This is a genomic window from Pseudomonas sp. SBT1-2 (assembly GCF_028640875.1).
Lineage (GTDB): Bacteria > Pseudomonadota > Gammaproteobacteria > Pseudomonadales > Pseudomonadaceae > Aquipseudomonas > Aquipseudomonas chlororaphis_I.
The window spans coordinates 66,918-93,409 of the sequence record NZ_JAQZAA010000095.1; the positions used below are offsets into that span (position 1 = coordinate 66,918).

24 protein-coding genes and 1 tRNA gene are annotated in these 26,492 nt (G+C 64.6%); 11 read left to right on the forward strand and 14 right to left on the reverse strand.

Features of this window, described 5'->3' with window-relative positions; all coding sequences use genetic code 11:
- Positions 1-143: 143 nt before the first annotated feature.
- Complete coding sequence (gene katG / locus PVZ78_RS20815; protein ID WP_273829183.1) at positions 144-2,354, reverse strand: catalase/peroxidase HPI; 2,211 nt, start codon at positions 2,352-2,354, stop codon at positions 144-146.
- Between the two features lie 433 nt (positions 2,355-2,787).
- On the opposite strand from katG, the gene PVZ78_RS20820 reads away from it, so the two are divergent.
- The 3 genes from PVZ78_RS20820 to PVZ78_RS20830 all read left to right on the forward strand — a co-directional run bounded on the left by PVZ78_RS20820 (position 2,788) and on the right by PVZ78_RS20830 (position 5,976).
- Complete coding sequence (locus PVZ78_RS20820; RefSeq protein WP_038633849.1) at positions 2,788-3,378, forward strand: hypothetical protein; 591 nt, start codon at positions 2,788-2,790, stop codon at positions 3,376-3,378.
- 113 nt (positions 3,379-3,491) lie between these two features.
- Positions 3,492-4,268 (forward strand): nucleotidyltransferase domain-containing protein, encoded by a 777-nt coding sequence (locus tag PVZ78_RS20825; protein WP_053269548.1) that lies wholly within the window; start codon positions 3,492-3,494, stop codon positions 4,266-4,268.
- 181 nt (positions 4,269-4,449) lie between these two features.
- Positions 4,450-5,976 (forward strand): phospholipase effector Tle1 domain-containing protein, encoded by a 1,527-nt coding sequence (locus PVZ78_RS20830; RefSeq protein WP_273829184.1) that lies wholly within the window; start codon positions 4,450-4,452, stop codon positions 5,974-5,976.
- A gap of 208 nt (positions 5,977-6,184) precedes the next feature.
- Here PVZ78_RS20830 and PVZ78_RS20835 read toward each other — a convergent pair whose 3' ends face one another.
- Positions 6,185-7,609 (reverse strand): MFS transporter, encoded by a 1,425-nt coding sequence (locus tag PVZ78_RS20835; RefSeq protein ID WP_273829185.1) that lies wholly within the window; start codon positions 7,607-7,609, stop codon positions 6,185-6,187.
- A gap of 140 nt (positions 7,610-7,749) precedes the next feature.
- Between PVZ78_RS20835 and PVZ78_RS20840 the strand changes: the two genes are divergently transcribed.
- A complete protein-coding gene (locus PVZ78_RS20840) occupies positions 7,750-8,640 on the forward strand; it encodes a LysR family transcriptional regulator (RefSeq protein WP_038633857.1) in 891 nt (296 codons plus the stop codon).
- 212 nt (positions 8,641-8,852) lie between these two features.
- Here PVZ78_RS20840 and PVZ78_RS20845 read toward each other — a convergent pair whose 3' ends face one another.
- Positions 8,853-10,493 (reverse strand): ATP-binding response regulator, encoded by a 1,641-nt coding sequence (locus PVZ78_RS20845; RefSeq protein ID WP_009049953.1) that lies wholly within the window; start codon positions 10,491-10,493, stop codon positions 8,853-8,855.
- 113 nt (positions 10,494-10,606) lie between these two features.
- Between PVZ78_RS20845 and PVZ78_RS20850 the strand changes: the two genes are divergently transcribed.
- Together PVZ78_RS20850 and PVZ78_RS20855 are read left to right on the forward strand one after the other, a co-directional pair.
- A complete protein-coding gene (locus PVZ78_RS20850; RefSeq protein WP_009049954.1) occupies positions 10,607-11,212 on the forward strand; it encodes a LuxR C-terminal-related transcriptional regulator in 606 nt (201 codons plus the stop codon).
- Positions 11,213-11,317: 105 nt separating this feature from the next.
- Positions 11,318-11,980 carry a glutathione S-transferase family protein gene (locus PVZ78_RS20855; protein WP_009049955.1) on the forward strand — a complete coding sequence of 221 codons (663 nt, stop codon included), beginning with the start codon at positions 11,318-11,320 and terminating at the stop codon, positions 11,978-11,980.
- A 174-nt stretch (positions 11,981-12,154) separates the two neighbouring features.
- On the opposite strand, the gene PVZ78_RS20860 is transcribed toward PVZ78_RS20855, so the two are convergent.
- Positions 12,155-12,229: transfer RNA gene (locus PVZ78_RS20860), tRNA-Gln, on the reverse strand.
- Positions 12,230-12,659: 430 nt separating this feature from the next.
- Here PVZ78_RS20860 and PVZ78_RS20865 point away from each other — a divergent pair.
- Positions 12,660-14,387 (forward strand): amidase, encoded by a 1,728-nt coding sequence (locus PVZ78_RS20865; RefSeq protein ID WP_009049956.1) that lies wholly within the window; start codon positions 12,660-12,662, stop codon positions 14,385-14,387.
- Positions 14,388-14,548: 161 nt separating this feature from the next.
- On the opposite strand, the gene surE is transcribed toward PVZ78_RS20865, so the two are convergent.
- The gene (gene surE, locus PVZ78_RS20870) at positions 14,549-15,343 is read right to left on the reverse strand and encodes a 5'/3'-nucleotidase SurE (protein ID WP_009049957.1); all 795 of its coding nucleotides are present in this window, start codon (positions 15,341-15,343) and stop codon (positions 14,549-14,551) included.
- A 105-nt stretch (positions 15,344-15,448) separates the two neighbouring features.
- On the opposite strand from surE, the gene PVZ78_RS20875 reads away from it, so the two are divergent.
- A complete protein-coding gene (locus tag PVZ78_RS20875) occupies positions 15,449-15,880 on the forward strand; it encodes a MarR family winged helix-turn-helix transcriptional regulator (protein WP_009049958.1) in 432 nt (143 codons plus the stop codon).
- Between the two features lie 75 nt (positions 15,881-15,955).
- On the opposite strand, the gene PVZ78_RS20880 is transcribed toward PVZ78_RS20875, so the two are convergent.
- Together PVZ78_RS20880 and PVZ78_RS20885 are read right to left on the reverse strand one after the other, a co-directional pair.
- Complete coding sequence (locus tag PVZ78_RS20880; protein ID WP_009049959.1) at positions 15,956-16,435, reverse strand: YybH family protein; 480 nt, start codon at positions 16,433-16,435, stop codon at positions 15,956-15,958.
- Positions 16,436-16,451: 16 nt separating this feature from the next.
- Positions 16,452-17,438: a zinc-binding alcohol dehydrogenase family protein gene (locus PVZ78_RS20885; RefSeq protein WP_009049960.1), complete on the reverse strand. Its 987-nt coding sequence runs from the start codon at positions 17,436-17,438 to the stop codon at positions 16,452-16,454.
- A gap of 133 nt (positions 17,439-17,571) precedes the next feature.
- Here PVZ78_RS20885 and PVZ78_RS20890 point away from each other — a divergent pair, with 133 nt between their 5' ends.
- Positions 17,572-18,459, forward strand: coding sequence for a LysR family transcriptional regulator (locus PVZ78_RS20890; protein WP_009049961.1), 888 nt, complete (start codon positions 17,572-17,574; stop codon positions 18,457-18,459).
- A 70-nt stretch (positions 18,460-18,529) separates the two neighbouring features.
- Here the strand turns inward: PVZ78_RS20890 and PVZ78_RS20895 are convergent, their stop codons facing one another.
- The 3 genes from PVZ78_RS20895 to PVZ78_RS20905 form a co-directional block, all read right to left on the reverse strand.
- Complete coding sequence (locus PVZ78_RS20895; protein WP_103331802.1) at positions 18,530-19,315, reverse strand: PhzF family phenazine biosynthesis protein; 786 nt, start codon at positions 19,313-19,315, stop codon at positions 18,530-18,532.
- A 5-nt stretch (positions 19,316-19,320) separates the two neighbouring features.
- Positions 19,321-20,037 carry a helix-turn-helix transcriptional regulator gene (locus PVZ78_RS20900; RefSeq protein WP_273829186.1) on the reverse strand — a complete coding sequence of 239 codons (717 nt, stop codon included), beginning with the start codon at positions 20,035-20,037 and terminating at the stop codon, positions 19,321-19,323.
- A 78-nt stretch (positions 20,038-20,115) separates the two neighbouring features.
- Positions 20,116-20,994 (reverse strand): LysR family transcriptional regulator, encoded by an 879-nt coding sequence (locus tag PVZ78_RS20905; protein ID WP_273829187.1) that lies wholly within the window; start codon positions 20,992-20,994, stop codon positions 20,116-20,118.
- Between the two features lie 182 nt (positions 20,995-21,176).
- Between PVZ78_RS20905 and ampC the strand changes: the two genes are divergently transcribed.
- On the forward strand, positions 21,177-22,367 hold the full coding sequence (gene ampC / locus PVZ78_RS20910) for a class C beta-lactamase (RefSeq protein WP_273829188.1): 1,191 nt from the start codon (positions 21,177-21,179) through the stop codon (positions 22,365-22,367).
- Positions 22,368-22,549: 182 nt separating this feature from the next.
- Entirely contained in the window at positions 22,550-23,104 is a 555-nt protein-coding gene (locus PVZ78_RS20915; RefSeq protein WP_273829189.1) for a UPF0149 family protein, read from the forward strand.
- Between the two features lie 106 nt (positions 23,105-23,210).
- Here the strand turns inward: PVZ78_RS20915 and PVZ78_RS20920 are convergent, their stop codons facing one another.
- From PVZ78_RS20920 to PVZ78_RS20935, 4 genes are all read right to left on the reverse strand, one after another.
- Entirely contained in the window at positions 23,211-23,996 is a 786-nt protein-coding gene (locus tag PVZ78_RS20920) for a sulfite exporter TauE/SafE family protein (RefSeq protein WP_009049969.1), read from the reverse strand.
- Between the two features lie 219 nt (positions 23,997-24,215).
- Positions 24,216-24,749, reverse strand: coding sequence for a DUF3087 domain-containing protein (locus PVZ78_RS20925; protein WP_028682079.1), 534 nt, complete (start codon positions 24,747-24,749; stop codon positions 24,216-24,218).
- A gap of 222 nt (positions 24,750-24,971) precedes the next feature.
- Positions 24,972-25,742, reverse strand: coding sequence for a DUF533 domain-containing protein (locus PVZ78_RS20930; protein WP_053269559.1), 771 nt, complete (start codon positions 25,740-25,742; stop codon positions 24,972-24,974).
- A 157-nt stretch (positions 25,743-25,899) separates the two neighbouring features.
- Complete coding sequence (locus PVZ78_RS20935; RefSeq protein WP_009049972.1) at positions 25,900-26,340, reverse strand: carboxymuconolactone decarboxylase family protein; 441 nt, start codon at positions 26,338-26,340, stop codon at positions 25,900-25,902.
- Positions 26,341-26,492: the final 152 nt, after the last annotated feature.

Below are 26,492 nucleotides of genomic sequence, written 5' to 3' on the forward strand. Positions count from 1 at the left end.
GCAGACAAAAAAACGCCTCCACAATGGGAGGCGTCATGGTTCTTCAGTCACACCGAATGGCTTATGCAGCTTCTACTCCGAGCCTGAAGCCCCAACCTGAACACTTAGGTCGGGGTTGTCACTTCCAGGCCTCGAAACCGCCCTCACCTCAAATCAAACCGATCCAGATTCATCACCTTGACCCAAGCCGCGACAAAGTCCTTCACAAACTGCTCCTGCGCATCCGCGCTGGCATAGACCTCGGCCAATGCCCGCAGTTGGGCGTTGGAGCCAAAGACCAGGTCGACGCGGGTGCCGGTCCATTTGACCTGGCCGGTCTTGCGGTCGCGGGCTTCGAACTCTTGCTGGGCATCGGACAGCGGTTTCCATTCCACGCCCATGTCCAGCAGGTTGACGAAGAAGTCGTTGGTCAGCGCACCCGGGCGCAGGGTGAAGACGCCGTGGGGGGTGTGGCCGACGTTGATGTCGAGCACCCGCAGGCCGCCGATCAGCACGGTCATTTCCGGTGCGGTGAGGGTCAGCAGTTGCGCCTTGTCCACCAGCAGGGCCTCGGCGGGCACGCGGTAGTGGCCCTTGAGGTAGTTACGGAAGCCATCGGCGATGGGTTCGAGGTGAGCGAAGGACTGGACATCCGTCTGTTCCTGACTCGCGTCCGTGCGGCCCGGGGTGAACGGCACAGTGATATTGAGCCCGGCGTTTTTCGCCGCCAGTTCGATGCCGGCGCTGCCGGCCAGCACGATCAGGTCGGCCAGGGAGATTTTCTTGCCGCCGGCTTGCGCGCCGTTGAAGTCGCGCTGAATGTCTTCCAGGGTTTGCAGCACCGTCGCCAGTTGCGTTGGCTGGTTGGCTGGCCAGTCCTTCTGCGGGGCCAGGCGCAGACGCCCGCCGTTGGCGCCGCCGCGTTTGTCGGAGCCACGGAAGCTGGAGGCCGCCGCCCAGGCGGTGGACACCAGTTGGGACACCGACAGGCCCGAGGCCAGCAGCTTGCTCTTGAGGGTGGCGACATCGCCGTGGTTGACCAGGGGGTGGTCGACTGCCGGGACAGGGTCTTGCCACAGCAGTTCTTCGCTGGGCATTTCCGGGCCCAGGTAACGCGAGAGCGGGCCCATGTCGCGGTGGATCAGCTTGTACCAGGCGCGGGCGAAGGCATCGGCCAACTGGTCCGGGTTGGCCAGGAAGCGCCGCGAGATCTTTTCGTAGACCGGGTCGAAGCGCAGCGACAGGTCGGTGGTCAGCATAGTCGGGCTGCGCCGCTTGGACGGGTCATGGGCATCGGGGATGGTGCCGGCGCCCGCGCCGTTTTTCGGCGTCCACTGGTGCGCTCCCGCCGGGCTCTTGGTCAGTTCCCACTCGAAGCCGAACAGGTTTTCCAGGTAGTTGTTGCTCCAGCGGGTGGGCGTGGTGGTCCAGGTCACTTCCAGGCCGCTGGTGATGGCATCGGCGCCCTTGCCGGTGCCGAAGGTGCTTTTCCAGCCCAGGCCCTGCAGCTCCAGGCCAGCGGCTTCGGGCTCAGGGCCGACATTGCTGGCGGGCCCGGCACCGTGGGTCTTGCCGAAGGCATGGCCGCCGGCAATCAGGGCGACAGTTTCTTCATCGTTCATCGCCATGCGGGCGAAGGTTTCGCGGATGTCCACCGCCGCCGCGACCGGGTCCGGGTTGCCTTCGGGGCCTTCAGGGTTCACATAGATCAGGCCCATCTGCACCGCGGCCAGCGGATTCTCCAGGTTGCGCCCCGGCTCGGCGGCGGGGGCTCCCGGCCCCTTGCCATAGCGGGTGTCGCCCCCCAGCCAAGTGCTTTCGGCGCCCCAGTAGACATCCTCATCCGGCTCCCAGGCGTCCGGGCGACCACCGGAAAAACCGAAGGTCTTGAAGCCCATGGATTCCAGCGCGACGTTGCCGGTGAGGACGATCAGGTCGGCCCAGGAAATGTTGCGGCCGTACTTCTGCTTGATCGGCCACAGCAGGCGCCGCGCCTTGTCCAGGCTGACGTTGTCCGGCCAGCTGTTGAGCGGTGCGAAACGCTGCTGGCCGGAACCGGCGCCGCCACGCCCGTCACCGGTGCGGTAGGTGCCGGCGCTGTGCCAGGCCATGCGGATGAACAGCGGCCCATAGTGGCCGAAGTCGGCGGGCCACCAGTCCTGGGAGTCGGTCATCAGCGCATGCAGGTCTTGTTTCAGGGCCTGGAAGTCCAGGCTTTTGAAGGCTTCGGCGTAGTTGAAGTCCTCGCCCATGGGGTCGGACAGGGACGAGTGCTGGTGCAGGATCTTCAGGTTCAGTTGGTTCGGCCACCAGTCGCGGTTGGTTACACCACCGCCGGCGGCGTGGTTGAACGGGCATTTCGATTCGTTTGCCATGAGGAGCTACCTTTGGTCGTATTCATCCAGCTATCCGGCCCGGGCGGGCGCTGAATAGCGACAGGCGAAAGCAATGACATAGGTTGCAGGGCTCACAGTTCGCTCAACTGACGGTTGTGGCCACAGGCTGCTGGAGAGCGGCAAGCAAGTTGCCAGGACGGTGGCCCACGGTAAGCCCGGTACGCTTCTGACTCGTTCTTCGTTATCTCTTGATCAGGTCTCATCCGGCCGGCTCATGCCAGCGCTGAATTAAGGCTAGACCCTCTGTGGCGGATCGCTAATAGCCGGGCTATTGCTTGTTGATAGGAACAAGCTTTTACCCGGCCTGCGCAGTTGAAGCCAATGATAGGGACAGCGCCTGCGGGGTCGCCTGCTTTCCGGCGCCTGGCGCGTTTTCGTCACGCCCCAAGCCTGCCCAGCACGGGAGAAGACCATGAACCAGCGCCCGCGTTGCACGGCCATCCACGAAGCCGGCCACGCCTTGGCCTTTTGGTGGAACGGTCAGCCGATCGCCCGTGTCAGCGTGCGTACCAGGGCCGAAGCTGCCGCTGGTCCGATGCTCGATCTGCGCGGTAACCCGCGCTATGTAGAGGGGTTGGTGGAGGCCGATTACCTGGTCCCACGCCCCGCCTTCGATGCCCCGGGGATCGCCGAATACCTGCCGTCGATGGTCGAGTCCATTGAGCGCGACCTGCTGCATTGCTTTGCCGGCCCGGTGGCCGAAGCGATCTACCGCCACGGCCGATCCGACAAGCTGATAAAAGGCAGCGGCCGTGGCGACCTGAGCCGCGGTCACGAGTTGATCAGCCTATTGCCGCCACGCAAGCTGCTCGACGCCGAATCCCGGGCCATGGCCCGCGCCAGTTGCCTGGTGCATCGCTACTGGCCGGCGGTCGGCGCGGTGGCGGACCTGCTGCAAGAACGCGGCACGGTCGAGGGGCAAACCATCAGCGCCCTGCTGTGCGCGATCAGCGGCGAGTCGCCGGCGCCACTGGGTAACGATCTGGCGAGCCTCGATCCGTGACGGCGTGGCGCTGAACCGCGCCGGCTTGCGCGATCCGTGAAGTCAGCCAGACTGTCTGCCAACCGCCCGCCTGGCCGGGCTGCTTTCATCGCCATCCTCCCATCGAGATCACCATGTCGCAGTACCCAGGCGTCGACGCCGAAGGTTTTATCCAGTCCCTGCCCGACCAGCCGTTGCAACCGGCGTTCAGCCCTCTGGTGGATGAGCTGTGCGCAATGCTCTCGCGGCGTTTTCCGGCGCTGCTCGACGGCCTGTACCTGTACGGCAGCGTGGCCCGTGGCGATGCGCGGCCGGGCACTTCCGACCTGGATGTGACGCTGGTCCTGGCCTGGGCGCCGAGCCCCGAGGAACGCCAGCGGCTGGAGGAGACTCGGCAAGCGCTGGAGGCGCGGCACCCGGAGGTGTCGAAGATCGATTTCGATATCGGCGTGCTCAGCGAGGTGCTGGCGCCCGACAATCGCTACCGCTGGGGTTTCTGGCTCAAGCATCAGTGCCGCTGCATCTGGGGCAATGACCTGGGGCTGCGCTTCGAGCCCTTCCGCCCGAGCCGAACCATCGCCCTGGCGCTGAATGGCGACTTCCCCCAGGTGCTGGAAGGCTACGCGCAGCAGCTGGAACAAAGCCGCGAACCTTTACAGCAGCAACGCCTGCAACGGGCCGCGGCGCGCAAGGCGCTACGCTCGGCCAACCTGCTGCGCGGCGAGCTGGAACGCGGCTGGCCGACCACCCTGGAGGAGCATGCGCAGCTGCTCTCGGCAGCCGAGCCGGGGATGGCCGAGTACGCCGCGTTCTTCCTCAAGCAGGCCTATGTGCCCCAGGGTTCGGTGAGTGAGTTCGTGCAGCGGCTGCGGGCCTACAGTGCGTTGCTGGTGGGGGAAAGCGCGGGTTGATCCCTGGCCCGCCCGCCCCAAGCAGGGCGCTGGCGTCGCTCTGGGGAACCTGATCCCGACCCACTGATAGCATTTTGATTACCTTCAGCTAGGTTCACTTGAGCAGCCAGCGGAGCGCGCTCATCGGCCTCGATCGGCTGCATTGCCACGCCATCCGTATCCGGTCATGGAGACCTTCGATATGCGCATAGCCCTTCTGTTGAGCCTCGCCCTCCTGGCAGCCTGTTCCACCCCACACAACAGCACGCTGAAACTGCAAACCACACAACTCCTCGACACCCAGTTGCTGAGCAAAGCCCGAACGACCCCACCACAGGCACCGGCACAAAAATGCGCGGATGCTTTCAACACCGAAGGTATTCAAGACGGCTACTTCAAAGTCCGCGAGCGCTGGAAACTCCTCGATTGCCTGTACAGCGACAACAAGCCCAGAAAACTCGTGGTGCTGCTCGACGGCACGGAAAACACCAAGGAGGACAACACCAATATCTGGCGCATGTACAACCTGGCGCTCGAGCAGGCCAAGGATGGGGCCAGGGTCATTCCCTATTACGACAAGGGCGTAAGGACCCGCTTCACCTCGCCCTTCGGCGCACTGTTCGGTACCGGTGTGAGCCTGAATATCCGTCAGGCCTACCGCTTTCTGATCGAGGCTTACCGGCCCGGCGACGATATCTATATCTTCGGGTTCAGCCGCGGCGCCTTCACCGCACGCTCGCTGAACGGGTTTATCGAAGTCGCCGGCCTGCCCAGCAACCTGAAGGCCGATGCCCGGGACAACAGCTCCCTGTGGGGCTGGACCGGCCATATGCACGATGTGGTCGAAGACATGTACGACATCTACAAGTCGCGCAACGATGGGGTACCCGGCTTCGATGACACGCTGCGCAAGCGCCTGAAGAGCTACCAAGACGCCAACGACATCCGGGTCTACGGAGACGACCCGGCTAAAAAAGACGAGAACAAAGTCGTGGTCAAAGTCATTGGTGTGTTCGACACCGTACCGGCGGTAGGCACCAACCTGAAGGAAGAACCCGACGAACACCGCCTGGAGCTGTATGCCGAGCGCGGCTACCACGCCATGTCCCTGGATGAACAAAGGGCCTCGTTCCGCCTGCTGCGTTTCGGCCTGCCGCAAACGAAATCACAGGTATTGGAAGAGGTATGGTTTGCCGGCGTGCATGCCGATGTGGGCGGTGGTTACCTCAATGCCCCGGATAGCGCCAAGTGCGGTGAAAGCCCTTATGCCAAGGGCGGCCAGGGGCTGGAAACCATCCCGCTGCGCTGGATGTTGGCCAACGTCAGTGACGCCGGCATCTTCGCCAATAACAGCAGTTGGCCAGCCGAGTGCATCGGCGGGCCGCTGCACGATGAATTCCACGATGCCACAGGTTTGCCCCATATCGCCTACAAGAAAGCCGGGCTGATTCGTCGCAAGCCGGTGGAACGGGACAAGGTCCATGCCAGCGTATTCCTGAGAATGGATAAACACGATTTGCCAGTGCCTCATCCTCAGCGCGAACCAAAACCCGAGTCTCGCTACGACCCGATCAATCTGGGTTACGCCCGCCGCGAACGCTGCCAGAACGACAATCTGGAGCGCAACTACACCATTGTCGGCACCTACAAGCCCAATTGCCCAACCACCAACGGCACCGTCAGGAAAGGCGCCAACAACGACGCGGTGAACGTCGAGAGCGCCCAATAAAACCGCCGGACCAGGAACAGCCCGCGATTGTCCCGCGCAATCGCGGGCCTCTCCCCGCCTCGCCTCTGTAGGAGCGAGGCTTGCCCGCGATAGGGCCATTACATGCAACCCACCTCTTGCGTCGAACCGGAGTCCGTCTTCGCGGGCAAGCCTCGCTCCTACAGAAGATGTTTGCGGTGGTCAGGCTTTTGCTGATGCTGCCTCCTGGCTAAGCCGTCGAATCCACCGTCCGCCCTCCACGCAGCTGGCTGGCCAGCGCAATAGACAACGCCATGACCAGCAGCCCCGCGGCCAGGGCGAAGGTGAAGCCCATACCACTGGCGACGGCCTCGGCGCTTGCCGTGCTGAGGTCGCCGGCCACCGCGGCGAACACCGCGCCCATCAGCGAGGCACCGGTGATCAGCCCGAGGTTGCGCGACAGGTTGAGCAGGCCGGAGATCACTCCGCGCTGCTCCGCCCCCACGTCACTCATGACCACGGTGTTGTTGGCGGTCTGAAACGTTGCATAGCCCAGGGTGGTGATAACGATGGGCGCCAGGTAACCGCCAATGCCCAGGCTCACGGGCAGCAACGCCAGCATCAGGCAGCCAAGGACCATGGCGCCAAGGCCGGCGAGGATCATCGGTCGCACGCCAAGACGATCGGCGATGCGTCCGGCCGGCACGCCGCTCAGCGCGGTGACACAGGGGCCAAGCGACATCGCCAGACCCACCCCGAGCGCCTCCAGCCCGAGCCCGTGGGCCAGGTAAAAAGGCCCGACCACCAGCGTCGCCATCATCACCGTCGAGACCAGCGCACTCATGGCCAGGCTGCCGCTCAAGGCCGCGTCGCGAAACTGCACCAGGCGTATCAGCGGCGCGGCCACCCGCGCCTCCACCCAGACAAACAGGCCAGCCGCCACCAACGCCATCACCAGCAGCCCAGCGTTGAGCAGGCCGAAATGGCCGCGGCCCAGGGTCATGGCCAGCCCGTAGGCCAGCAGCGTGAGAGCCAGCAGCAAGGTGCCCAGGGGGTCGAAAGCGCCTCGTTCAAGGGTCCGCGCCTGACCAGCGGCCGGCAGACACCGATAAGCCAGCACCCAAGTCAGCCCGCCCAACGGTACGCAGACCAGGAACAGCGCCTGCCAGCCGAACCCGGCGATCAACACCCCGCCCAAGGACGGGCCAAGAGCGGTGCCGATCGCCGACATCGTGCCCAGCAAGCCCATGGCGCTGCCGGTGCGGGCCTTGCTGACGGTCTCGCCGACCAAGGCCAGGGTCAGCGCCATCATGATCGCCGCGCCGACACCCTGCAGCGCCCGGGCGCCGATCAGCATCCCCAGCGTCGGGGCGACGGCACAGAGTATGGAGGCCAGGGTGAACAGCAGGATCCCGACCAGCAGCAGGCGCCGCCGTCCCAACAGATCGCCGAGCCGGCCGACGCTGACAATCAGCGCGGTCATCGCCAGCAGGTAGGCCAGGACCACCCACTGCACCTGCTGGAAGCTCGCCCCGAACGCCTGCACCAGGGTCGGCAAGCCGACGTTGGCGATGCTGGTGCCCAGCGACGCCAGCAACATCGACAGCGACAGGCTGGCCAGCGCCCAGCCGACTGATACCGCTTCCGGTTCTGCTCCGGCATTGACTGGCTTCACGTTGCACTCCCTCTCTGACCCGCGCGAAACGGCGCTGTCGCCAATCTAGCCCGCGGTCTAACATGGCGGAAGGCGCAGCCTTTGCAGGTTATTCGTGCATCTGACGCCATCTCACTTCTACGCCAGACGGGGCCGCCGCCATGTCCACACCCGATCTCAATCTGCTGATCACCCTTGACGTGCTGCTCGCCGAAGGCAGCGTGGCGCGCGCCGCCCAACGCCTGCGGCTGAGCCCGTCGGCGATGAGCCGGGCCCTGGCGCGCCTGCGCGAAACCACCGGTGACCCGCTGCTGGTGCGCGCCGGCCGCGGCCTGGTACCGACACCCCGCGCCCTGGAGTTGCGCGAGCGGGTCGGCCACCTGGTTCAGGACGCCGAAGCCATGCTGCGCCCCGTCGAACGGCTCGACCTGCAGCGCCTGGTATGCACCTTCACCCTGCGCAGCAGCGACGGTTTCGTCGAAAACTTCGGCCCGGCCCTGGTCGCTCGCCTGCGCGCCGAAGCCCCTGGGGTGCGCCTGCATTTCCTGCAGAAAACCAGCAAGGACAGCACAGCCCTGCGCGACGGCACGGTCGACCTCGACACCGGCGTGGTAGACGCCAACGCCAGCCCGGAAATCCACACCCGCGCGCTGTTCCGCGATCGTTTTATCGGCGTGGTGCGCAACGGCCATCCGCTGAGCCGCGGGCCGATCAGCGCCGCCCGTTACGCTGCCGGCGAGCATGTGCTGGTATCGCGCCAGGGCCCAGGTCGCGGGCTGGTGGACGACGCATTGCAGGCGGTGGGCCTGGCGCGTGATATCGCCACCGTCGTTGGCGGTTTCTCCGCCGCCCTGGCGCTGGTCCGCGCCTCGGACCTGATCGCCGCCGTCCCCGAACGCCACACCCACAACCTGCGTAGCGGCCTGCACAGCTTCGCCCTGCCGGTAGCCACGCCGGAAATCACCGTGTCCATGCTCTGGCACCCGCGAATGAACAGCGACCCGGCGCATCGCTGGCTGCGCGACTGTGTGCGGGAGGTGTGTGGGGAGTGAAGCAATTCGGCAAACGCCATCACTTGGGCGCTGAAGTACTTGTCGATCAGCGTCGTTCAGTTAATCGCCCTGGGCCGAACACCGGCATTGGCAAGCAGCAACGCCGGCCGACCTGCAAAGCACCGCGACCCAAGACTGCCTCTGCAAGCGATAAGCCCAGCGCGCCCCTTATCCTGGCAAGGGACGCGGTCGGGGCTCGCTGAACCGCGCCATCACGCCTCGGGCATGACCCCCGCCACCGATGCCGACGCAGACTGCTGGCGCAACGCCCGCAAGCTGCCGCGCAGTTCGGCCGGCCGCACCGGCTTGGACAGGATGGCGATATTGCGGTCGTGCAACGCGGCCTGGATCTTCTCGACTTCATGCCCGGTGAGGATCAACGCCGGCACCGCCCAGCCGCGCTGCCGGCGCAGGCTGTCGATGCACTCGATGCCCGTGGCGTGGTTGCCCAGGTCATAGTCGGCGACGATGATGTCGCAGTCGCTGACCAGGTCCTTACCGGAAAGCTCGGCCTGGACCACACAGCCCCAACGCTCGAGCAAGGCCGAGGTGGCCAGCAGCACATTGCGATCATCCTCCACCAGGCACACTTTCAAGCCAGTCAACAGCCCCGCCTGACGCGCCTCGTCGAGGCTCGCCGCCTGCAACTGCGGTGGCGCCAGGGGCAACCCGTACAGGCTCACCGCGGTGCCGTGGCCAAGCCGCGAACGGATCGCCACCTCGAGCCCCATCAACTGCCCCAGGCGCTTGACGATGGACAGGCCCAGGCCCACGCCTTCGACGTCCTTGTCCCGTTGCTCGCGCACCCGGTAGAACTCCTCGAACAGGTTCGGCAGATGCTCCTCGGCAATCCCCCGGCCCCGGTCATAGATGACGATGGCCAGCCCCGCGCCGCGCTTGCGCACGCCGATCAGCACCGGTCGCCGCGCTGCGTACTTGAAGCAGTTGGACAGCACGTTCTGGACCATGGTGGCGAGCAGCGCCGGGTCTGCCCGGACCCAGTGCGAACAGGGGCGCAGGCGCATCTCGACCCCGGCCCAGCGCGCGGCTTCGGCGTTCTGCCGCAGCTGGTCGGCAAGGAATTCGCCCAGGTGCAGGGCCTGGTAACTGGGTTGCACCCGTCCGTTGTCCAGGGTGTAGAGGTCGAGGATCGAGCGGAACAACTGCGAGACGTTGAGCAGCGAACGGTCGATGTTGTCCACCAGGCGCCGCTCCTCGTCGCCCAGGCGCGCCTCGCGCAGGCAGGCGGTGAACAGGCCGATGGAATGGATCGGCTGGCGCAGGTCGTGGCTGGCCTGGGCGAGAAAACGCGACTTTTCCAGGTTGGCGGCAATCGCCTCCTCCGACGCCTTGCGCGTGCGTTCCAGCAAGATATGGGCGTAGATCGGGATCACCGTGCTGGTGATCAACAGCATCAGCACCATGAAGGGTTGCGCCTGCCACAGCGGCGTCAGGCGATAGATGGCCAGCAGTGCCACCAACGCCAGGACCGTGGCAATCGCCAGGTAACGCGAACCAAAGCGCATGCCGTTGCCCAGGTTGACCCAGACCATCACCGCGTACAGCGGCAGCGCCGCTTCCCCGCCGACCACCAGGCCGAACGAAGTCCCGGTGTAGTCATAGACCATGCCCAGGACCCGCCGCGCCGGATAATGCCCGGGCCAGCGCACGATGGCCTGGCGCAGGACAATCGACAGCAGCAGGAACAGGACGATATAGATCACGATCGGCAGGTAGGTATCGAGCCGCTGCCCGGGCAGGAAACCCAGCACGCTGATATAGGCCAAGGCGCAGCTGCCCACGATGGTGCGCAGGTTGGCCTGGTCGAGCTCGGTGTTTTTTTCGAATTTCATGGGGAACATCCTTGTCCGGCAGTCGTCGTACCCAGCACGAATCACGGGCAGTTGCCTGACCCGCTGCTAAAGTAGCAGCCTCAAGGAAAGCTCGACCCAAGGAGAGTCACCCCATGGCATGCCGGATTATCATAGCCGACGATCACCCGCTGTTTCGCGAGGGTATGTTGCGCACGGTCCAGCGCCTGCTGCCGGACGCGCGGATCGAACAGGCCGGCGACCTGGACACCGTACTCGCCCTGACCCAGGCCGGCGACGAGCTGGACACGCTGATCCTCGACCTGCGTTTTCCGGGCCTGACCTGCGTCAGCCAGTTGGCTGAGCTACGCAAGCAACTGCCGCGCACCACCCTGATCGTGGTGTCGATGGTCGATGACCAGGCGCTGATCGGCGAGGTCATGGCCGCCGGCGTCGACGGTTTTATCGGCAAGAACATCGCCCCGGACGAAATCGGCCAGGCCGTCCTGGCCATTCGCGAAGGCGAGGTGCTGGTCAAGTTCGCCCCTTCCGGCCTGCTGCCCCTGGGCACCGGCGCCACCCTGACCACGCGCCAGCTCGAGGTGCTGCGCCTGATCGCCCAGGGCAAGACCAACAAGGAAATCGCCCGCGAACTGGAGATCTCGCCCTTCACCGTGCGCATCCATGTGTCTTCGCTGCTGCGCATCCTCAACGTGCCGTCGCGGGCCGCGGCGGCGGTGAAATATTCCGGGGGGTTGTAGCCCGGCTCGTCGCCTGCCAGCGCGTTGCCACCCAGGCAGGCCGATACTGTGTGGGTTGCCCTGCTGGCACGTCGTGCGCCCCACACTTCACCGAGGAACCGGAAAATGCCGCTGACCCTGTATTTCCATCCGCTGTCGTCGTTCTGCCACAAGGTGCTGATCGCCCTGTACGAACACGGCATCGCCTTTGAAAAGCGCATCATCGATCTGGCCAACGACGCCGACCGGGCCGAGCTGCAAAGCCTGTGGCCGCTGGGCAAGTTCCCGGTCATCCGCGACCACGCCCGGCAGCGCGATGTGCCGGAATCGAGCGTGATCATCGAGTACCTGGATCGGTTTTATAGGGGCCAGCAGCCGTTGATTCCCGAGGATTGGGACAGTGCGCTGGAAGTCCGGCTGTGGGACCGTTTTTTCGATTGCCATGTCCAGGGGCCGATGCAGCGGATAGTCGCCGATCGCCTGTATGGCACCCACGGCGACCTGAGCCGGGAACGCGCAGCCCTGCTGAGCGCATACGCCATGCTCGAGCAGCGCCTGGCCTCGAGGACCTGGGTGGCCAGCCCGGGCTTCAGCCTGGCCGACTGCGCCGCCGCCCCGGCCTTGTTCTATGCCAGCACGCTCGTGGCCTTTGCCGACGACCATCGCCACCTGAGCGCCTATTTCGAGCGGCTGATACAGCGGCCGTCGTTCCAGCGGGTCATCGACGAAGCCCGGCCCTACTTTGTCCATTACCCCTTTGCCGAGGCCATCGCGCAGCGCTTTCGCTAGCCGTCGGGCACGGGCGAGGTGATGGGGATATTCCGGGCACGCGAAAATGCGCCGCTTGAGCATCCACACAGATACCGGGCATTACGAGAGCGCTTGATAAAAACAGAAGGATGGGTGTTTCGGGAGGATTCGCCTCATGCCTGGCGGCCGAGGGGTACCTGGATGGATAAGAGATGGCAGGGGCGGCTGGATTCGAACCAACGCATGGCAGGATCAAAACCTGCTGCCTTACCGCTTGGCGACGCCCCTATCTCTGGTATTGCCTGCTCTCGCTGCAAGGCCCGTGGGGGACCTCTGCAAGAACGCGCGGAAATTTATCAACTTTTTCTGTATCTGTGAAGACCAAGATGCATAAATTTGTTTTTAAAACAGCTACTTACTTTTTGGGGCCTGACTGAGGTAAAAACCGCCGATGCCTGGGGGCCCCTACACGACGGGCGCCAGACACCGATCAGCAGCCAACAACAACGGCCAAGCGTTTAGCGATTCCCCCGCCGGCAACTTGGTGCAAAATACCCTGCTCAGGTTGTAGCCCAGCCCCAGTCGCGTCGTGCCGCGCAACGAGAACCGATATGAACACCCATTGTGAGATAAGCGATGTGCCCAAGCCGCCCAACCCCCAGCGCCAATGTGATGGCAACCTTCACCACATCACCCATCAGCAGCCGGCGGTAACCGCATGATCGAAGTCACCGAGGTTTCCATTGCCCAACTGCGCGCCGCGCTCGAATCTGGCCAGACCACGGCGGTCGAACTGGTCCAGGCCTATCTGGCCAGGATCGATGCCTACGACGGCCCCGACACCCCCACCGCCCTCAACGCGGTGGTGGTGCGCAACCCCGACGCGCTCAAGGAAGCCCAGGCCTCCGATGCCCGCCGGGCCAGGGGCGAAACCCTGGGTCCGCTCGATGGCATTCCCTACACGGCCAAGGACAGCTACCTGGTCAAGGGCCTCACCGCGGCCTCCGGCAGCCCTGCCTTCGCCAAGCTGATCGCCTATCGCGATGCCTTCACCATCGAACGGCTGCGCGCCGCCGGAGCGATCTGCCTGGGCAAGACCAATATGCCGCCGATGGCCAACGGCGGCATGCAGCGCGGGGTCTATGGCCGCGCGGAAAGCCCGTACAACGCCGGCTACCTCACCGCGCCCTTCGCCTCGGGTTCATCGAACGGCGCAGGGACTGCCACCGCTGCGAGTTTCGCCGCCTTCGGCCTGGCGGAAGAAACCTGGTCGAGCGGCCGCGGCCCGGCCTCGAACAACGGCTTGTGTGCCTACACCCCTTCGCGCGGGGTGATCTCGGTGCGCGGCAACTGGCCGCTGACCCCGACCATGGACGTGGTGGTGCCCTATGCCCGGACCATGGCCGACCTGCTCGAAGTGCTCGACGTGGTGGTCGCCGAAGACCCGGACACCCGTGGCGATCTGTGGCGCCTGCAACCCTGGGTGCCGATTCCCAGCGTGGCCTCGGTGCGCCCGGCGTCCTATCGGGAACTGGCCGCCACCGGCAGCGCCCTGGCCGGCAAACGCTTCGGTGTGCCGCGCATGTACATCAACGCCGACCCCGAGGCAGGCACCAGCGAAGCACCGGGGATCGGTGGCCCGACCGGGCAACGCATCCACACCCGCCCTTCGGTGATCGGCCTCTGGCAACAGGCACGCCAGGCGCTGGAAGCCGCGGGCGCCGAAGTGCTCGAAGTGGATTTCCCCCTGGTGTCCAATTGCGAGGGCGACCGCCCCGGCGCGCCGACGGTGTTCAACCGCGGCCTGGTGTCCAAGGAGTTCCTGCATCACGAGTTGTGGGACCTGACCGCCTGGGCCTTCGATGACTTCCTGCGGGCCAACGGCGACCCGAAACTCAATCGCCTGGTGGACGTCGACGGCCCGCTGATATTCCCTCACGACCCGGGCACCCTGCCCAACCGCGAAGGCGACCTGGCCGCCGGCATGGACGAGTACGTGAAGATGGCCGAGCGCGGCATCACCCCCTGGGATCAGATCCCTACCGTGCCCGACGGCCTGCGCGGCCTGGAGAAAACCCGGAAGATCGATCTGGAAGACTGGATGGACACGCTGGGGCTCGATGCGGTGATCTTCCCCACCGTGGCCGACGTCGGCCCGGCCAATGCCGATGTCGACCCCGCGTCGGCGGATATCGCCTGGAGCAACGGCGTCTGGGTGGCCAACGGCAACCTCGCCATCCGCCACCTGGGCGTGCCCACGGTCACCGTGCCGATGGGCGTCATGCCGGACATCGGCATGCCCATCGGCCTGACCTTCGCCGGCCGCGCCTACGACGACTCGAACCTGCTGCGCCTGGCGGCAGCCTACGAGTCCACCGGCAGCAAACGCCTGATCCCGCCGCGGACTCCGGCGTTGGTGGACAGTAAACAGGTGGCTGGTCAGTAATGGAAAGGACGGGATTGGAGCAGCTCTGCCTCCAATCCCGCCCGGTAATGACAAGCCTGAATCATCAGGCCGTCCCTCGACATCATCACTCGCCCAAATAGTCTGCGGTCGACCTTGCCCGAAGCTGTTTGAAGGCCATCCCCCCGTCTGAAAAAGCCGCGCTACCTAACCAGCGAGCCTCGATTCTGTTGTTCAAATGAGAGGAGTGCCTTGTCGTGAGTCCGCTCGAATTGCAGCGGTGTCACGGTGATATGCCCGGCGAGAAGCTCCGCCGTCTCAGTGCCTGGCTCATCGGCTTGCGTGTGCCTGTCCAGCTTCAGCCAGTGATATTCAAGCCCGCGAGGATCGTTTTCCGTACGCACGGAAACGCCGTTCAAGCGCCCCGAGCCTTGACGCGTCAGTTTCAATGGAAGCACGGCATCCGGCGCGCAGTCGGGAAAGTTGACGTTCAAGCAAACATCCTCGGGCCAGTTCATGTCCATCAGTTGCGTGATGGCTTGCGGCCCATGATTGAGCGCGTTATCCCAAGGCACCGCACTTCTGTCGGTAAAGGCCTGGCTCAAGGCGATGGCAGGAACGCCAAACAGCAACCCCGTCATGGCGCCGCCGACCGTCCCCGAAAATACCGTTTCCACCCCCAGGTTCGCGCCTCGGTTGACCCCGGACAGAATCAGGTCGGGCCGGTCGTGATTGAGCAGATGCCCCAACGCCATTGCCACGCAATCGCCCGGCGTCCCGGTGACCGCAAAGCGTCTTTGGCCATGGCAACTCAGCCGCAGAGGTGTGTGAAGGCTCAGCGAATGAGAGGTGCCGCTTTGATCGAGCAACGGCGCCACAACCCAGACCTCACGCGCCAGTTGGCCCGCGATGCGTTCGAGAATCTTGAGCCCTGGTGCGTCTATGCCGTCATCGTTGGTGAGAAGAATCCGCGCGAATCTCGGATGATCGTTAGCCATCGTAATCCCCCCTCGTGATGTTCCCGGTCCGACGCTCGGAATGGGCATCGTCGCGAACTGCATTTAGCTATAATTACATAGCTATTTTTTCATAGGTATGACGGCATGGATATTTCGTTGTTTCGCGGACAGTTGACCCGCCTGGGCAAACGCCTGCGCCAGGAGGCGCAGAACACTCCCGAGACCTGGTCGCAGATGCTGGTGATGAGTGCAATCGAGCGGATGGACGGCATGGCCACGCCCTCGAAAATCGCCGAAGAGGAAAACATGCGCTCCTCCAACCTCGCCTCGCTGCTGCGGGACCTGGAAGCCCGTGAACTGATTACCCGCACCCAGGACACCGGCGATCGTCGCCGCACCTGGCTAGAGCTGTCCGAAAAAGGCCGGCTGGTGTTGCAGGCCAGCCGGGATCAACGTGATCAATGGCTGGACAGCGCAGTGAACACCTGCCTGACGGATAAGGAACGCAAACAACTGGCAGCGGCCGGAGCACTGATGGAGAAACTCAGCGCCTTTAGCCTGCCGGGTGACCTGTAAAAAAGAGGCGCGCTTGAAAACTGTGATCCACTCGTGGCAGGTCCCAAGACAGCGTCGCGCCTCTGCTTCCTTCATCTACTGGCGTGGCTGGGTGGTCGAGAAGATGTAGCGTGCAAAACGCCATTGGCCATCGCTTTCTCGATGCAACAGGAAAACCTCCTGATTGCCTTCGGCGCTGGCAGGCTGATCGCCCTTCAGCAACTTGACCGTTCCGTTGGAACGGGTCCGGGCGAACGCCCAGTCCCGTGACAGCGGTTGGATCTCATCGATGGTGAAACGCACGTCGAGCCTGATCAGGTCGAAGACCTGCCGATACGCCGCGTGTACCGCGTCACGGCCTACGGCCGGCGGGCTGTTCTGCGGCATGAACACCGCATCGTCGGCATACAGGGTCATGACCTGATCGAGGTCGGAGGTGTTCAGCGCCGTTTCATAACGTTTGAGTTGCTGGGTGACCGCCGCGGTCACCCCCGCCTCGGCGCCCGGCTTGGCGGCCTGGGCCGTCAGGGGCAGCAACAGGCTGCCGAGCATCAGTGTGATCAATGGGATACGCATGCTGTTCTCCTTGAGATCAAAGCACCACGACGAGCTTGCCCAGTGCGCGATCGCTTTCCATCAAGCGGTGCGCCTCGCGGACTTCGTCAAAGGCGAAGGTTCGGGTATGGATCGACGGTATGCGCTTGGCGGCGAGTTCCTTGGCCAGCCAAGGCAGTGGCGTGTCCTGCAGGGGCAAGGCCGGCGTCCCGAACAAGCCGCTCGGGAAGAAGTTCAGCCGCACGCCTGCGGGCAGGTCCTGCATCAGGTGGAATTGTTCCAGGGTGGGGGCACCGCCGAGCAGTCCGATCACGCTCACCGCGCCGAAGGGGCGCAGGGTCTTGAGGGTGTCCCGCAGGGTGGGCGCGCCTACGATTTCCAGGGCGGCATCGACCCCATCGGGTGCGATTTCGCGAATACGCGGGGCAATGTCGCCGTTGTCGACCACCACTGCATCGGCCCCTGCCTGGTAGAGGCGCTGGCTGTTTTCAGGGTTGCGGGTGGTCGCGATGACCTTCAATCCGCGAGCCTTGGCATAGGTGATGGCGGCCAGGCCAACCGATGAAGTACCGCCGCGTACCAGCAAGGTCTGGCCCTTCTGGATGCCCAGGCTCTTGTCCAGTGCGCCCCATACCGTGAGGTACGCCTCGGGCAGCGTGGCCAGCTGTTCCCAGGACAGCGAAGTGTCGTCCAGCGCGATCACATTGTTGCGCAGCACCGTCACCTGCTCGGCGTAGCTGCCGTTACGGGTGAACTGCATGCCACCCATGGCCGTGACCACCCGCTGGCCAGTGCGCAACTGGCCCGAGGGGTCCTGGATGACTTCGCCTACCGCCTCGATACCCGGCACCCGAGGTGCGCTGATGGCGCCCATCTTGCCAGCACGCAGATAGGTTTCGGCGCGGTTGAGGCCAAAGGCGCGGACGCGGATCAGCACTTCGTCGGCCGTCGGCGCGGGGGATGGGATATCCCGCAGTTGCAGGACTTCCGGGCCGCCGGTTTGTTCGATCACATAAGCTTTCATGGTGGAGTTCCTCAAGTACGTTGTGGGTTGAAGCCATTGCCGCCTGGGCAAGTGGCTTCACTATCCATCAATCGAAACTGGAAGATAATCCACGCAAAAGATAGGCTTCCTCTCACCAATGAGAGGAGCAATCATGGACTTCAACGCCGTCCGGATGTTTGTCAGCGTGGCGCAGACCGGCAGCCTTTCCGCCGCCGCCGAACGCCTGGAGATTCCCCTGCCGACCTTGAGCCGGCGTATTCGCGAACTCGAACAACAGCTGAAGGTACAACTGCTCGAACGCTCGGTACGGGGCACCAAGCTCACCGACTCGGGGGCACGCCTGTACGAACACGCCAGCCGCGGCATCGAGGCATTGGTCGAGGGCGAACAGGCGGTGATCAGCGATCAGGCGCTGTTGAAGGGCCGTTTGCGGCTGTCGTTGCCGCCCTCGTTCGAACCCTGGTGGGATGTGCTGTCGGCATTCCAGCGCCGCTATCCGCAGGTCGAGGTCAGTGTGCATACCACGGAACGGCGCATCGACCTGATCGAAGACGGTGTGGATGTGGCGCTGCGGGTCGGTGCGATTACCCACGAGACCATGGTTGCCCGCCGCCTGCTGAGCTATCGCCACCTGCTGGTGGCCAGTCCCGGGTTGATCGAGCGGCTGGGCCCACCCAGCAGCGTCGAGGCGCTGAACGCTTACCCCTGCGGTGTCTGGAGCCAGGGCAGCCCGGGGACCTGGCAGTTGGGAGACGTGGCCTTCAGGCCCAGGGCCATGCTCGCCACCAACGACTATGCGCACCTGCGCAGCCGCGCGCTGGCCGGTGACCTGGTGACCGAGCTGCCGCCCTTCCTCGCGGCACGTGCCATCCGCGAAGGCCGGCTGCTGGCGCTGCTGCCCGGCCATCCCTTGCCGGAGCAGCAAATCAATCTGCTCTACCCGTCCCATCGTCACCCGTCGGCCATCGTGCGGGCCTACCTGGACTTCGCCCAGGGCTACATGGGCTATCTGACAGAGGTATCGTCCACCCGGCAGTGATCGATCCTGAGGGCCCCAGGCACGACCCGAGTCGATCACTGATGCTCCTGGCGGAGCAAACGCCAGGTCTTCAGATAAAGATCGTGCCCTTCAGATACAGCGCGCCCTGGCCGCTGATCAGCACCCGCCCGTTATCCAGCACTTCGCACCACAGCTGGCCCTTGCGCGCCCCGCCCTGCTCCGCGCTCAGGCGGGTTTTGCCCAGGCGCCGGGCCCAGTACGGCGCCAGGGAGGTGTGGGCCGAGCCGGTGACCGGGTCTTCGTTGACCCCGACGCTCGGGCCGAACCAGCGGGAGACGAAATCGAACTGCGTGCCCGGCGCGGTGACAGCGATGCCGCGCACATCGAACTGGGCCAGGGCAGCGAAGTCGGGCTTGAGGCCGGCGATGATCGCTTCGTCCTCGACCACCAGCAAATAGTCGTCGGTGCGGTACAGGGCTTCTGCGCGCGGCAGGCCGAGGGCGTGCAGCAGGCTGGGTGGAATCTCCACGGCCGCCGGCTGCCTGGCCGGGAAGTCCATGGACAGGCGCTCGCCGTCACGGCGCACGCGCAACTCGCCGCTGCGGGTGCTGAAACGCAGCAGTTCGCTGGGTTCGTTCAGCTGTTCGAAGAGCACCCAGGCCGCCGCCAGGGTGGCGTGGCCACAGAGGTCGACTTCCACGGACGGGGTGAACCAGCGCAATTCGAACAGCTCGCCGTTGCGCACGAAGTAGGCGGTTTCCGAGAGGTTGTTCTCTTCGGCGATCCGTTGCAGCGTGGCGTCGGGCAGCCAGGCGTCCAGCGGGCAGACCGCGGCCGGGTTGCCGCCAAAAGGCGTGGAGGAAAAGGCATCCACCTGAAAGATATCGAGCTGCATCGGCTTCATTCCTGTTGACTGGCGTGGTCTGTGGCCCGGATCTGCTCCAGGTAGTTGTAGATGGTGTAGCGAGTGACGCCGAGGGCCGCGGCGGCCTTCTCGATACCGCCCTTGACGATGAACAGCCCGCGGTCCTGCATCTGGCGCACGGCTTCGAGCTTCTGGATTTTCTTCATCAAGGCCCGGCCGCCGGGGCAGGCTTGCTGAATGATTTGTGCCATCAACTGCTCCATGTCCTGGGGCTCGTCGTGGCGTGGTTCGGGGGCTGCACCCAGGCCCAGCAACTCGCCGAGGCAGGCATGGGCGGCGGCGATGCCGCTGAGGTCGGCGTTGGTGCACAGGGTGGCGAAGGGCTGGCCGCTGCTGTCGCGATACACCACCGTCGAGCTGCGCAACGGGCGACCGTCGGGCGCGGTGGTCGGGTAATTCTCCACCAGCACCGGCTCGCTGCCGGAGCGATCCTCCATGGCCCGGCGCACGGCGATAAACCCCAGGTCCTCGCGCGGCCCGGCCAGCACCGGGCTGCCGACCCGGCGACCGGTGACATGACCATTGGCGATGGCGACGATGGAGGATTCGGACCGGCTCAGGTCGTGCAGAACGATTTCGGTGTACCGGCCGACCACGCTACCGAGCATGTTCAGGGTGCTGTGCAGCACCTTGAACACCAGTTGGCGCTCGGCGGCACTCTCAGGGGATAAATGGCTGTCGGGGCTGTTCATGGCGGTTTCGCGGAAAAAGAATCGAGCGAAAATATCAACAGAGCGTTGAATATTCAACCTAACGTTGATTCAAGCCATTCAGCCTTCCTGCACGGTCCCCAACAACCATTCCTTGAACGCCAGCATCGCCGGGCTCTGCACCCGTGACTGCAAGCGGGTCAGCCAATAACTGCCGGTGGTGATGCCCACCGCGAACGGCTGGACGATGCTGCCGGCGTGCAACTGCCGGGCGAACATCAACGGCGGCGCCAGGGCCACGCCTATGCCCTGCTGCGCGGCTTCCATCATGCCCAGGGACGAGTCGAAGACGATGCTGCGCGCAGGCAGGGTGCTGGCCGGCAGGCCGGCGGCGCTGAACCATTCCGGCCATTCGTCGGTGCGGTAGGAGCGCAGCAGGGTCTGGCCGAGCAGGTCGGCGGGGCTGCGCAGCTGTCGCGCCAGTTCCGGCACGCAGAGCACTGACAGCGGCGCCTCCAGCAGCTGGACGGCATCGGTGCCATGCCAGGCGCCACTGCCGAAACGGATGGCGTAGTCCAGGCCTTCGGCCGCGACGTCGACCCGGTTGTTGTGGGTCGACAGGCGCAGGTCGATAAACGGGTGGCGGGCCTGGAAGTCCTCCAGGCGCGGCAACAACCAACCAACGGCAAAGGTACCGACCGCGCCGACGCTGAGCATTTCACGGTAGTGCCCGCCTTCGAAGCGGCCGAGGGTTTCGGCGATGCGGTCGAAATACTCGCACAGCACCGGCAGCAGGGTTTCGCCCTCGCTGGTCAGCATCAGCCCGCGGGGCAGGCGCTTGAACAGGGTGACGTTGAGCTGGGCCTCGAGGCTTTTCACCTGATGACTGACCGCCGCCTGGGTCACGCACAGCTCGATGGCCGCGCGGGTAAAACTCAAATGCCGCGCCGAGGCCTCGAAGGCCCGCAGCGCATTCAGCGGCAGATGGGGTCGAATCATGACCATTCCCTAGTTTTTCTAATGGCTCCTGCGAAATATCGTCGTTTGCCGATCCTTCGCCGGCCGCCTACATTGAGCCGGCTCGCAGCGCCCCGCCCCCTGACTGCAAGGGCAGGCACTGGCAAAAGCCGCTCGGAGTGTAGCGGCCATCACCCTGCAAAATCATGGAATGTCAGCCCATCATGCACAACAAAAACCTTGCCCTATCCGGATTTTTCGCCGTTTCCCTGCTGCTCTCCGGCGCCAACGCCTGCCTGGCCGCCAGCCAGCCGGACAGCGCCCTCAAGCCGCTGGTCGACGCGGCGATCCGCCCGTTGATGCAACAACAGGACATCGCCGGCATGGCGGTGGCCATCACCCTCAAGGGCCAGCCCCATTACTTTAACTACGGCCTGGCCTCCAAAGAGGAGCAGAAAGCCGTCGACGCCGACACGCTGTTCGAGGTCGGTTCGGTGAGCAAGCTCTTCACCGCAACCCTGGGGGCCTATGCCCAGGCCAGCGGCAAACTGTCCCTGGACGACCCGGCCAGCCGCTACCTGCCGGCATTCAAAGGCAGCCCTTTCGAGCACATCAGCCTGTTGCAACTGGGCACCTACAGCGCCGGCGGCCTGCCGTTGCAGTTCCCGGAGCAGTGGGACAGCCAGGACAAGATGCTCGGCTACTACCAGGGCTGGAAACCGGCCTTTGCCCCCGGCGCCCAGCGCCTGTACTCGAACCCGAGCATCGGCCTGTTCGGCTACCTGGCCGCGCAAAGCCTGGGGCAGCCCTTCGAACAATTGATGGAGCAGAAGCTGTTCCCGCAACTGGGCCTGTCGCACAGCTATATCCAGGTGCCGAAGTCGCAGATGGGCAATTACTCCCAGGGCTACGGCAAGGACGGCAAGCCGGTGCGGCTCGGCCCCGGCGCCCTGGATGCCGAGGCCTACGGGGTGAAGACCACTGCCGCCGACCTGCTGCGCTTCGTCCAGGCCAACCTCAAGCCCGAGTCGCTGCCGCAGCCCTGGCCGCAGGCAATCGCCATCACCCACACCGGCTATTACCAGGTCGAAGGCATGATCCAGGGCCTGGGCTGGGAACTCTACCCCTACCCGCTCAGCCTCGACGCCCTGCTGGCCGGCAACTCGTCGCAGATGGCCTTCGAACCGCACCCGACCCGCTGGCTCACCCCGCCCCAGGCACCGCGGGCCAATACCCTGCTGAACAAGACCGGTTCCACCAACGGCTTCGGCGCCTATGTGCTGTTCGTGCCCGGCAAGGACATCGGCCTGGTGCTGCTGGCGAACAAGAACTACCCCAACGCCGAACGGGTGAAGGTCGCCCATGCCCTGCTCAAGGCCCTGGATGACCAGGTCGGCGCGGCGAAGCAACCCTGAGCAAAACAGCGGCCGGGTCGGTTAACAGGCCCGGTCGCTGGGCCAGCCGGGGGCGCGTCGCCGCCATGACAACGCACTCCGTGACGATGATCGGCGCTGGATAAAAGCCGCGGAACGCGCCATCCTCCGCGTCTTTTTTCCGCGCAGCCCCTGGGGCGCACGTTTTTCCAAGGAAGCCATCCATGCACAACCAGCCGCTCAGCCCCGCCGAGTTCGAATTCATCGAAGACACCCTGCTCAAGTACGGTGACGACCATTCCGTGCTCAACCTGGCCGAGCTCGACGGTTTTTGCACCGCTCTGGTGTCCGGCCCGGCCCAGGTGGACATCGCCGAATGGTTCCCGGCCATCTGGGGCGGGCAGAACCCGGACTGGCAGGACCCCGAGGAGTGCAAGCGCTTCATCGAGCTGAGCGTGCGCCACCTGAATGCCCTCGCCACCGCACTGGCGAGCGACTCGGCGAGCTTTCAGCCGCGCTTCGAACAGACCGAACATCAGGACCAGCCGCTGACGCTGGCGGAAGAATGGTGCTTCGGCTACCTGCGCGCCATGGCCGTAAGCAACTGGCCCGAACTGCCCGCCGCCCAGGCCGCCCAGTTGCAAGCCATCGTCACCTGCGCCGAACAGGACAACTTCGAACTGCCGGCCGACCTGGATCTGGTTCAGCATCGCCAGACGGTAGCCCGCGTCGAACAGGCGGCGCGTGGGCTGCACGATTACTGGTTGGCGCAACGCTGAGAGTGGCATGGAGGCAGGTCTGCCAGGATCTGGCTCAATCTGCACAAACTCCAAAAACACAAAAGCCTCCCGCAGGAGGCTTTTGGCTTGGCCCGCCAGCGCGGATTCAGAACGCCAGCTTGTAACCGATGGAAAACAGCATGACCGCCAGGAACGGCCGCAGCAGTTCGTCCGAGACGCGGCCGGTCATGTGGCTGCCGAGCCAGATCCCCGGCAGCGAGCCCATCAGCAGGAAGCCCAGCAGTTGCCAGTCCATGTTGCCCATGCTCGCGTGCCCCAGGCCAGCGACCAGGGTCAGCGGCACGGCGTGGGCGATTTCGGTGCCGACCAGGCGCTTGGTGGCCAGGAACGGGTACAGGATGAACAGCGCCACGGTGCCCAGGGCGCCAGCGCCGATGGAGGTCAGGGCGACCATGGTGCCGAGGACCACGCCGGTGACCACCGTCAGCCCGTTGAGGCTGGAATCCTTCAGGTGGTAGTGATCGCCGGCATGCTTCTGGGCAAACGCCAGCAGCTTTTTCTTGAACAGGATCGCCAGGGCGGTAAGCAGCAGCACAAATCCCAGGGCCTGCTTGATCACGCTGTTCAGCGCTTGCGGGTCGGTGTCCAGGCTCTTGAGGAACCACAAGGTGGCCAACACCGCGGGCACGCTGCCCAGGGTCAGCCAGCCGGTGATCTTCCAGTCGATGTTGCGGTTTTTCTGATGGACCAGCACACCACCGGACTTGGTGATGGCGGCATACAGCAGGTCGGTACCGACAGCGGTCGCCGGGTTGATCCCAAACCACAACAGGATCGGGGTCATCAGCGAACCGCCTCCCACCCCCGTCATCCCAACAATGAAACCCACCAACAGGCCCGCGATTACAAAACCAAAATTACCCACATCCATCAATAAGCCCTACGCATCAACCGCGGCCAGGTAAAAAACTGACGGCAGCATAGCGCTAATGCTTATGTCCATTTATATAAATAAAATCTAACGTTATAACTCTTTGCCTTTTTGCCATGTATCCAGCGCATGTAACCCTTGGATTTCATGCAGCAGTCACATGGCGAAATGGGCTTGGAGGCGGCCGGGAAAAACCTTGGACGCCGCGCCCTTTTCAGCTCATTTTTTTACCGGGATCCGCTTCACTGCTTCGATCCAGTCCGGATTCAAGCGGTTCTGCTCGGTGTCCATGCCCAGCGCTTCCATCCGTTCCTTGTGCCGGTCGATCTCATGCACCACCTGGCTCAGCGCGCTAGAGTTGGCGTCCAGCTGGTGCATCTGGGTCAGGCCCAGGTGGTAGAAGCGCAGCAGTTTCATCGCTGTCGGGTCTGCGGCCTCGACGCCGGCGGTGACGTGATGCATGACATTGGTCACGCTCATCAGGCTGCGCTTGAGCTGCCAGCCGTAGACCGCTGCGGCCATCCACGGCTGCGACCAGAAACGCACGCGCATCAGCACCATGCTCAGCACCAGCCCGGCCAGCACGCCGGCGACATTCAGGCGGAAGTTGTCGCCGCCAGGCGTGCCGAACAGCAGCACCGCGGCGCTGGACAGCAGCATGGCCAGGGACAGGAAGATCAGGGCGATAAACAGGGTGCTACGACGGGTCTGCTGGCGAAAAAGCTCGGGGTTCTGCGGCTGGATCTCGAACATGGCGACGGTGCGCTCGCATGATGAACAGGCCAGCATTATCACCCTGCCCGCACCGGGAGATGGCGAATAAATCCGCGCTGCGACAATCCACCTCGGCCCTGGGTGGTCGCACTGTCGAAACGACTCTGAGATTGGGAGTGATACGGATGCGGGATTGCCGGGCGTCGATGGCACGCCCGGCATGGTCAATGAACCGGCCCCGCGGGGGCCGGTTCTTGTGGGTCAGGCCACCCCGCCCTTGGCCTGTTGCTCCAGGTGCAGTTGCAGCTCGGGGTCGATCCGCAGCGCCGCCGCCAGCTCGTCCAGGTAACTGCGCTCGGCGTCCTGCTGGTCGTCCACCAGCATCACGCTGGCCAGGTACATTTCCGCCGCCATGCCCGGCTCGCCCGCGGCCGACTGGGCCACGTCGGCGGCATCCAGGGGACGTGCGACTTCGTCGTCGAGCCATTGCTGCAATTGCGGGTCGTCGGTGTGACGGCCGATCTCGGCGCTGATCAGTTGTTTTTCCTGCTCGTCGATACGGCCATCGGCCTTGGCCGCGGCGATCAGGGCACGGAGGATCGCATGGCTGTGTTCTTCGACTTCCGGGCCGGCCAGTTGGTCGACGGTGCGCAACGCCTGTTGCGGGGCCGCCGATTGCTGCTGTTGTTGCCAGGCTTGGTAAGCCTGGAACGCCATCATCCCCAGGGACGCCAGCGCGGCGTAGTTCATGCCACCGCCGGAGCGGCCCTGAGGGGCTCCAGCGGAAGTCGCGCCGCCAGAGATCGCGCCGCCCAAGCCGGAACCACCCAGCAGGCCGCCCAGCAGACCACCCAGCCCGCCAGCACCCAGGCCACCCGGAGCACCGCCGCCGCTGTTCCCGCCCAACAGGCCGCCGAGCAAGCCACCCAGGCCTCCCAGGCCGCCCTGCGGTGCCGAGGCCCCGCCACCCTGCTGCGTCATCGAGGCCTGGCCGGCGCGCAGCAACTGTTCAAGCAAATCACTGGTGTTCATGGCATCGCTCTCTTCGGGCAGTTATTCAGACTGCCAACAATAGTCTTCGCCACGGCTTGCGCCAACTGCTTCCGCTGGTGCCCTGATTCCTCCTCGCCAAACGCCGGCGCTGGCGGTCCGTTCGATCCGCCAGCGACGGCCATTGAGCCCGGGTGAATCAGGCCTGGGGCATTTTGCGGAAACCCACGGCCAGGCGGTTCCAGCTGTTGATGGTGGCGATCGCCAGGCTCAGGTCGACCTGTTCGCTGGGGCTGAACTGGCTGCTCAGCAGCGCGTAGTCGGCATCCGGGGCGTGGGTTTCGCTGACCCGGGTCAGCGACTCGGTCCAGGCCAGGGCGGCGCGTTCGCGGTCGGTGAAGAACGGCGTTTCGCGCCAGACCGAGACCGCGTACAGGCGGCGCTCGGTTTCCCCGCTCTTGCGCGCGTCGGCGGTGTGCATGTCGACGCAGAAGGCGCAGCCGTTGATCTGCGAGGCGCGCAACTTCACCAGTTCGATCAGGGACTTTTCCAGGGGCAGTTTCGAGACCGCGGTTTCCAGGGCGATCATGGCTTTGAGGGCGTCCGGCGAAGCGGTGTAGAAGTCGATACGCGGTTGCATGGGATGGCTCCAGATCCAGTGAATGTGGCGCTACGTTAAGCCTGCGCGCAGTCCATACCAATGACCAATTCCGGCTAAGACCAGGTGACCAATGTCCCCCTCTCTTCTGTAGGAGCGCAGCTTGCGCGCGATAGCGTCAGTCCAGGCACCGC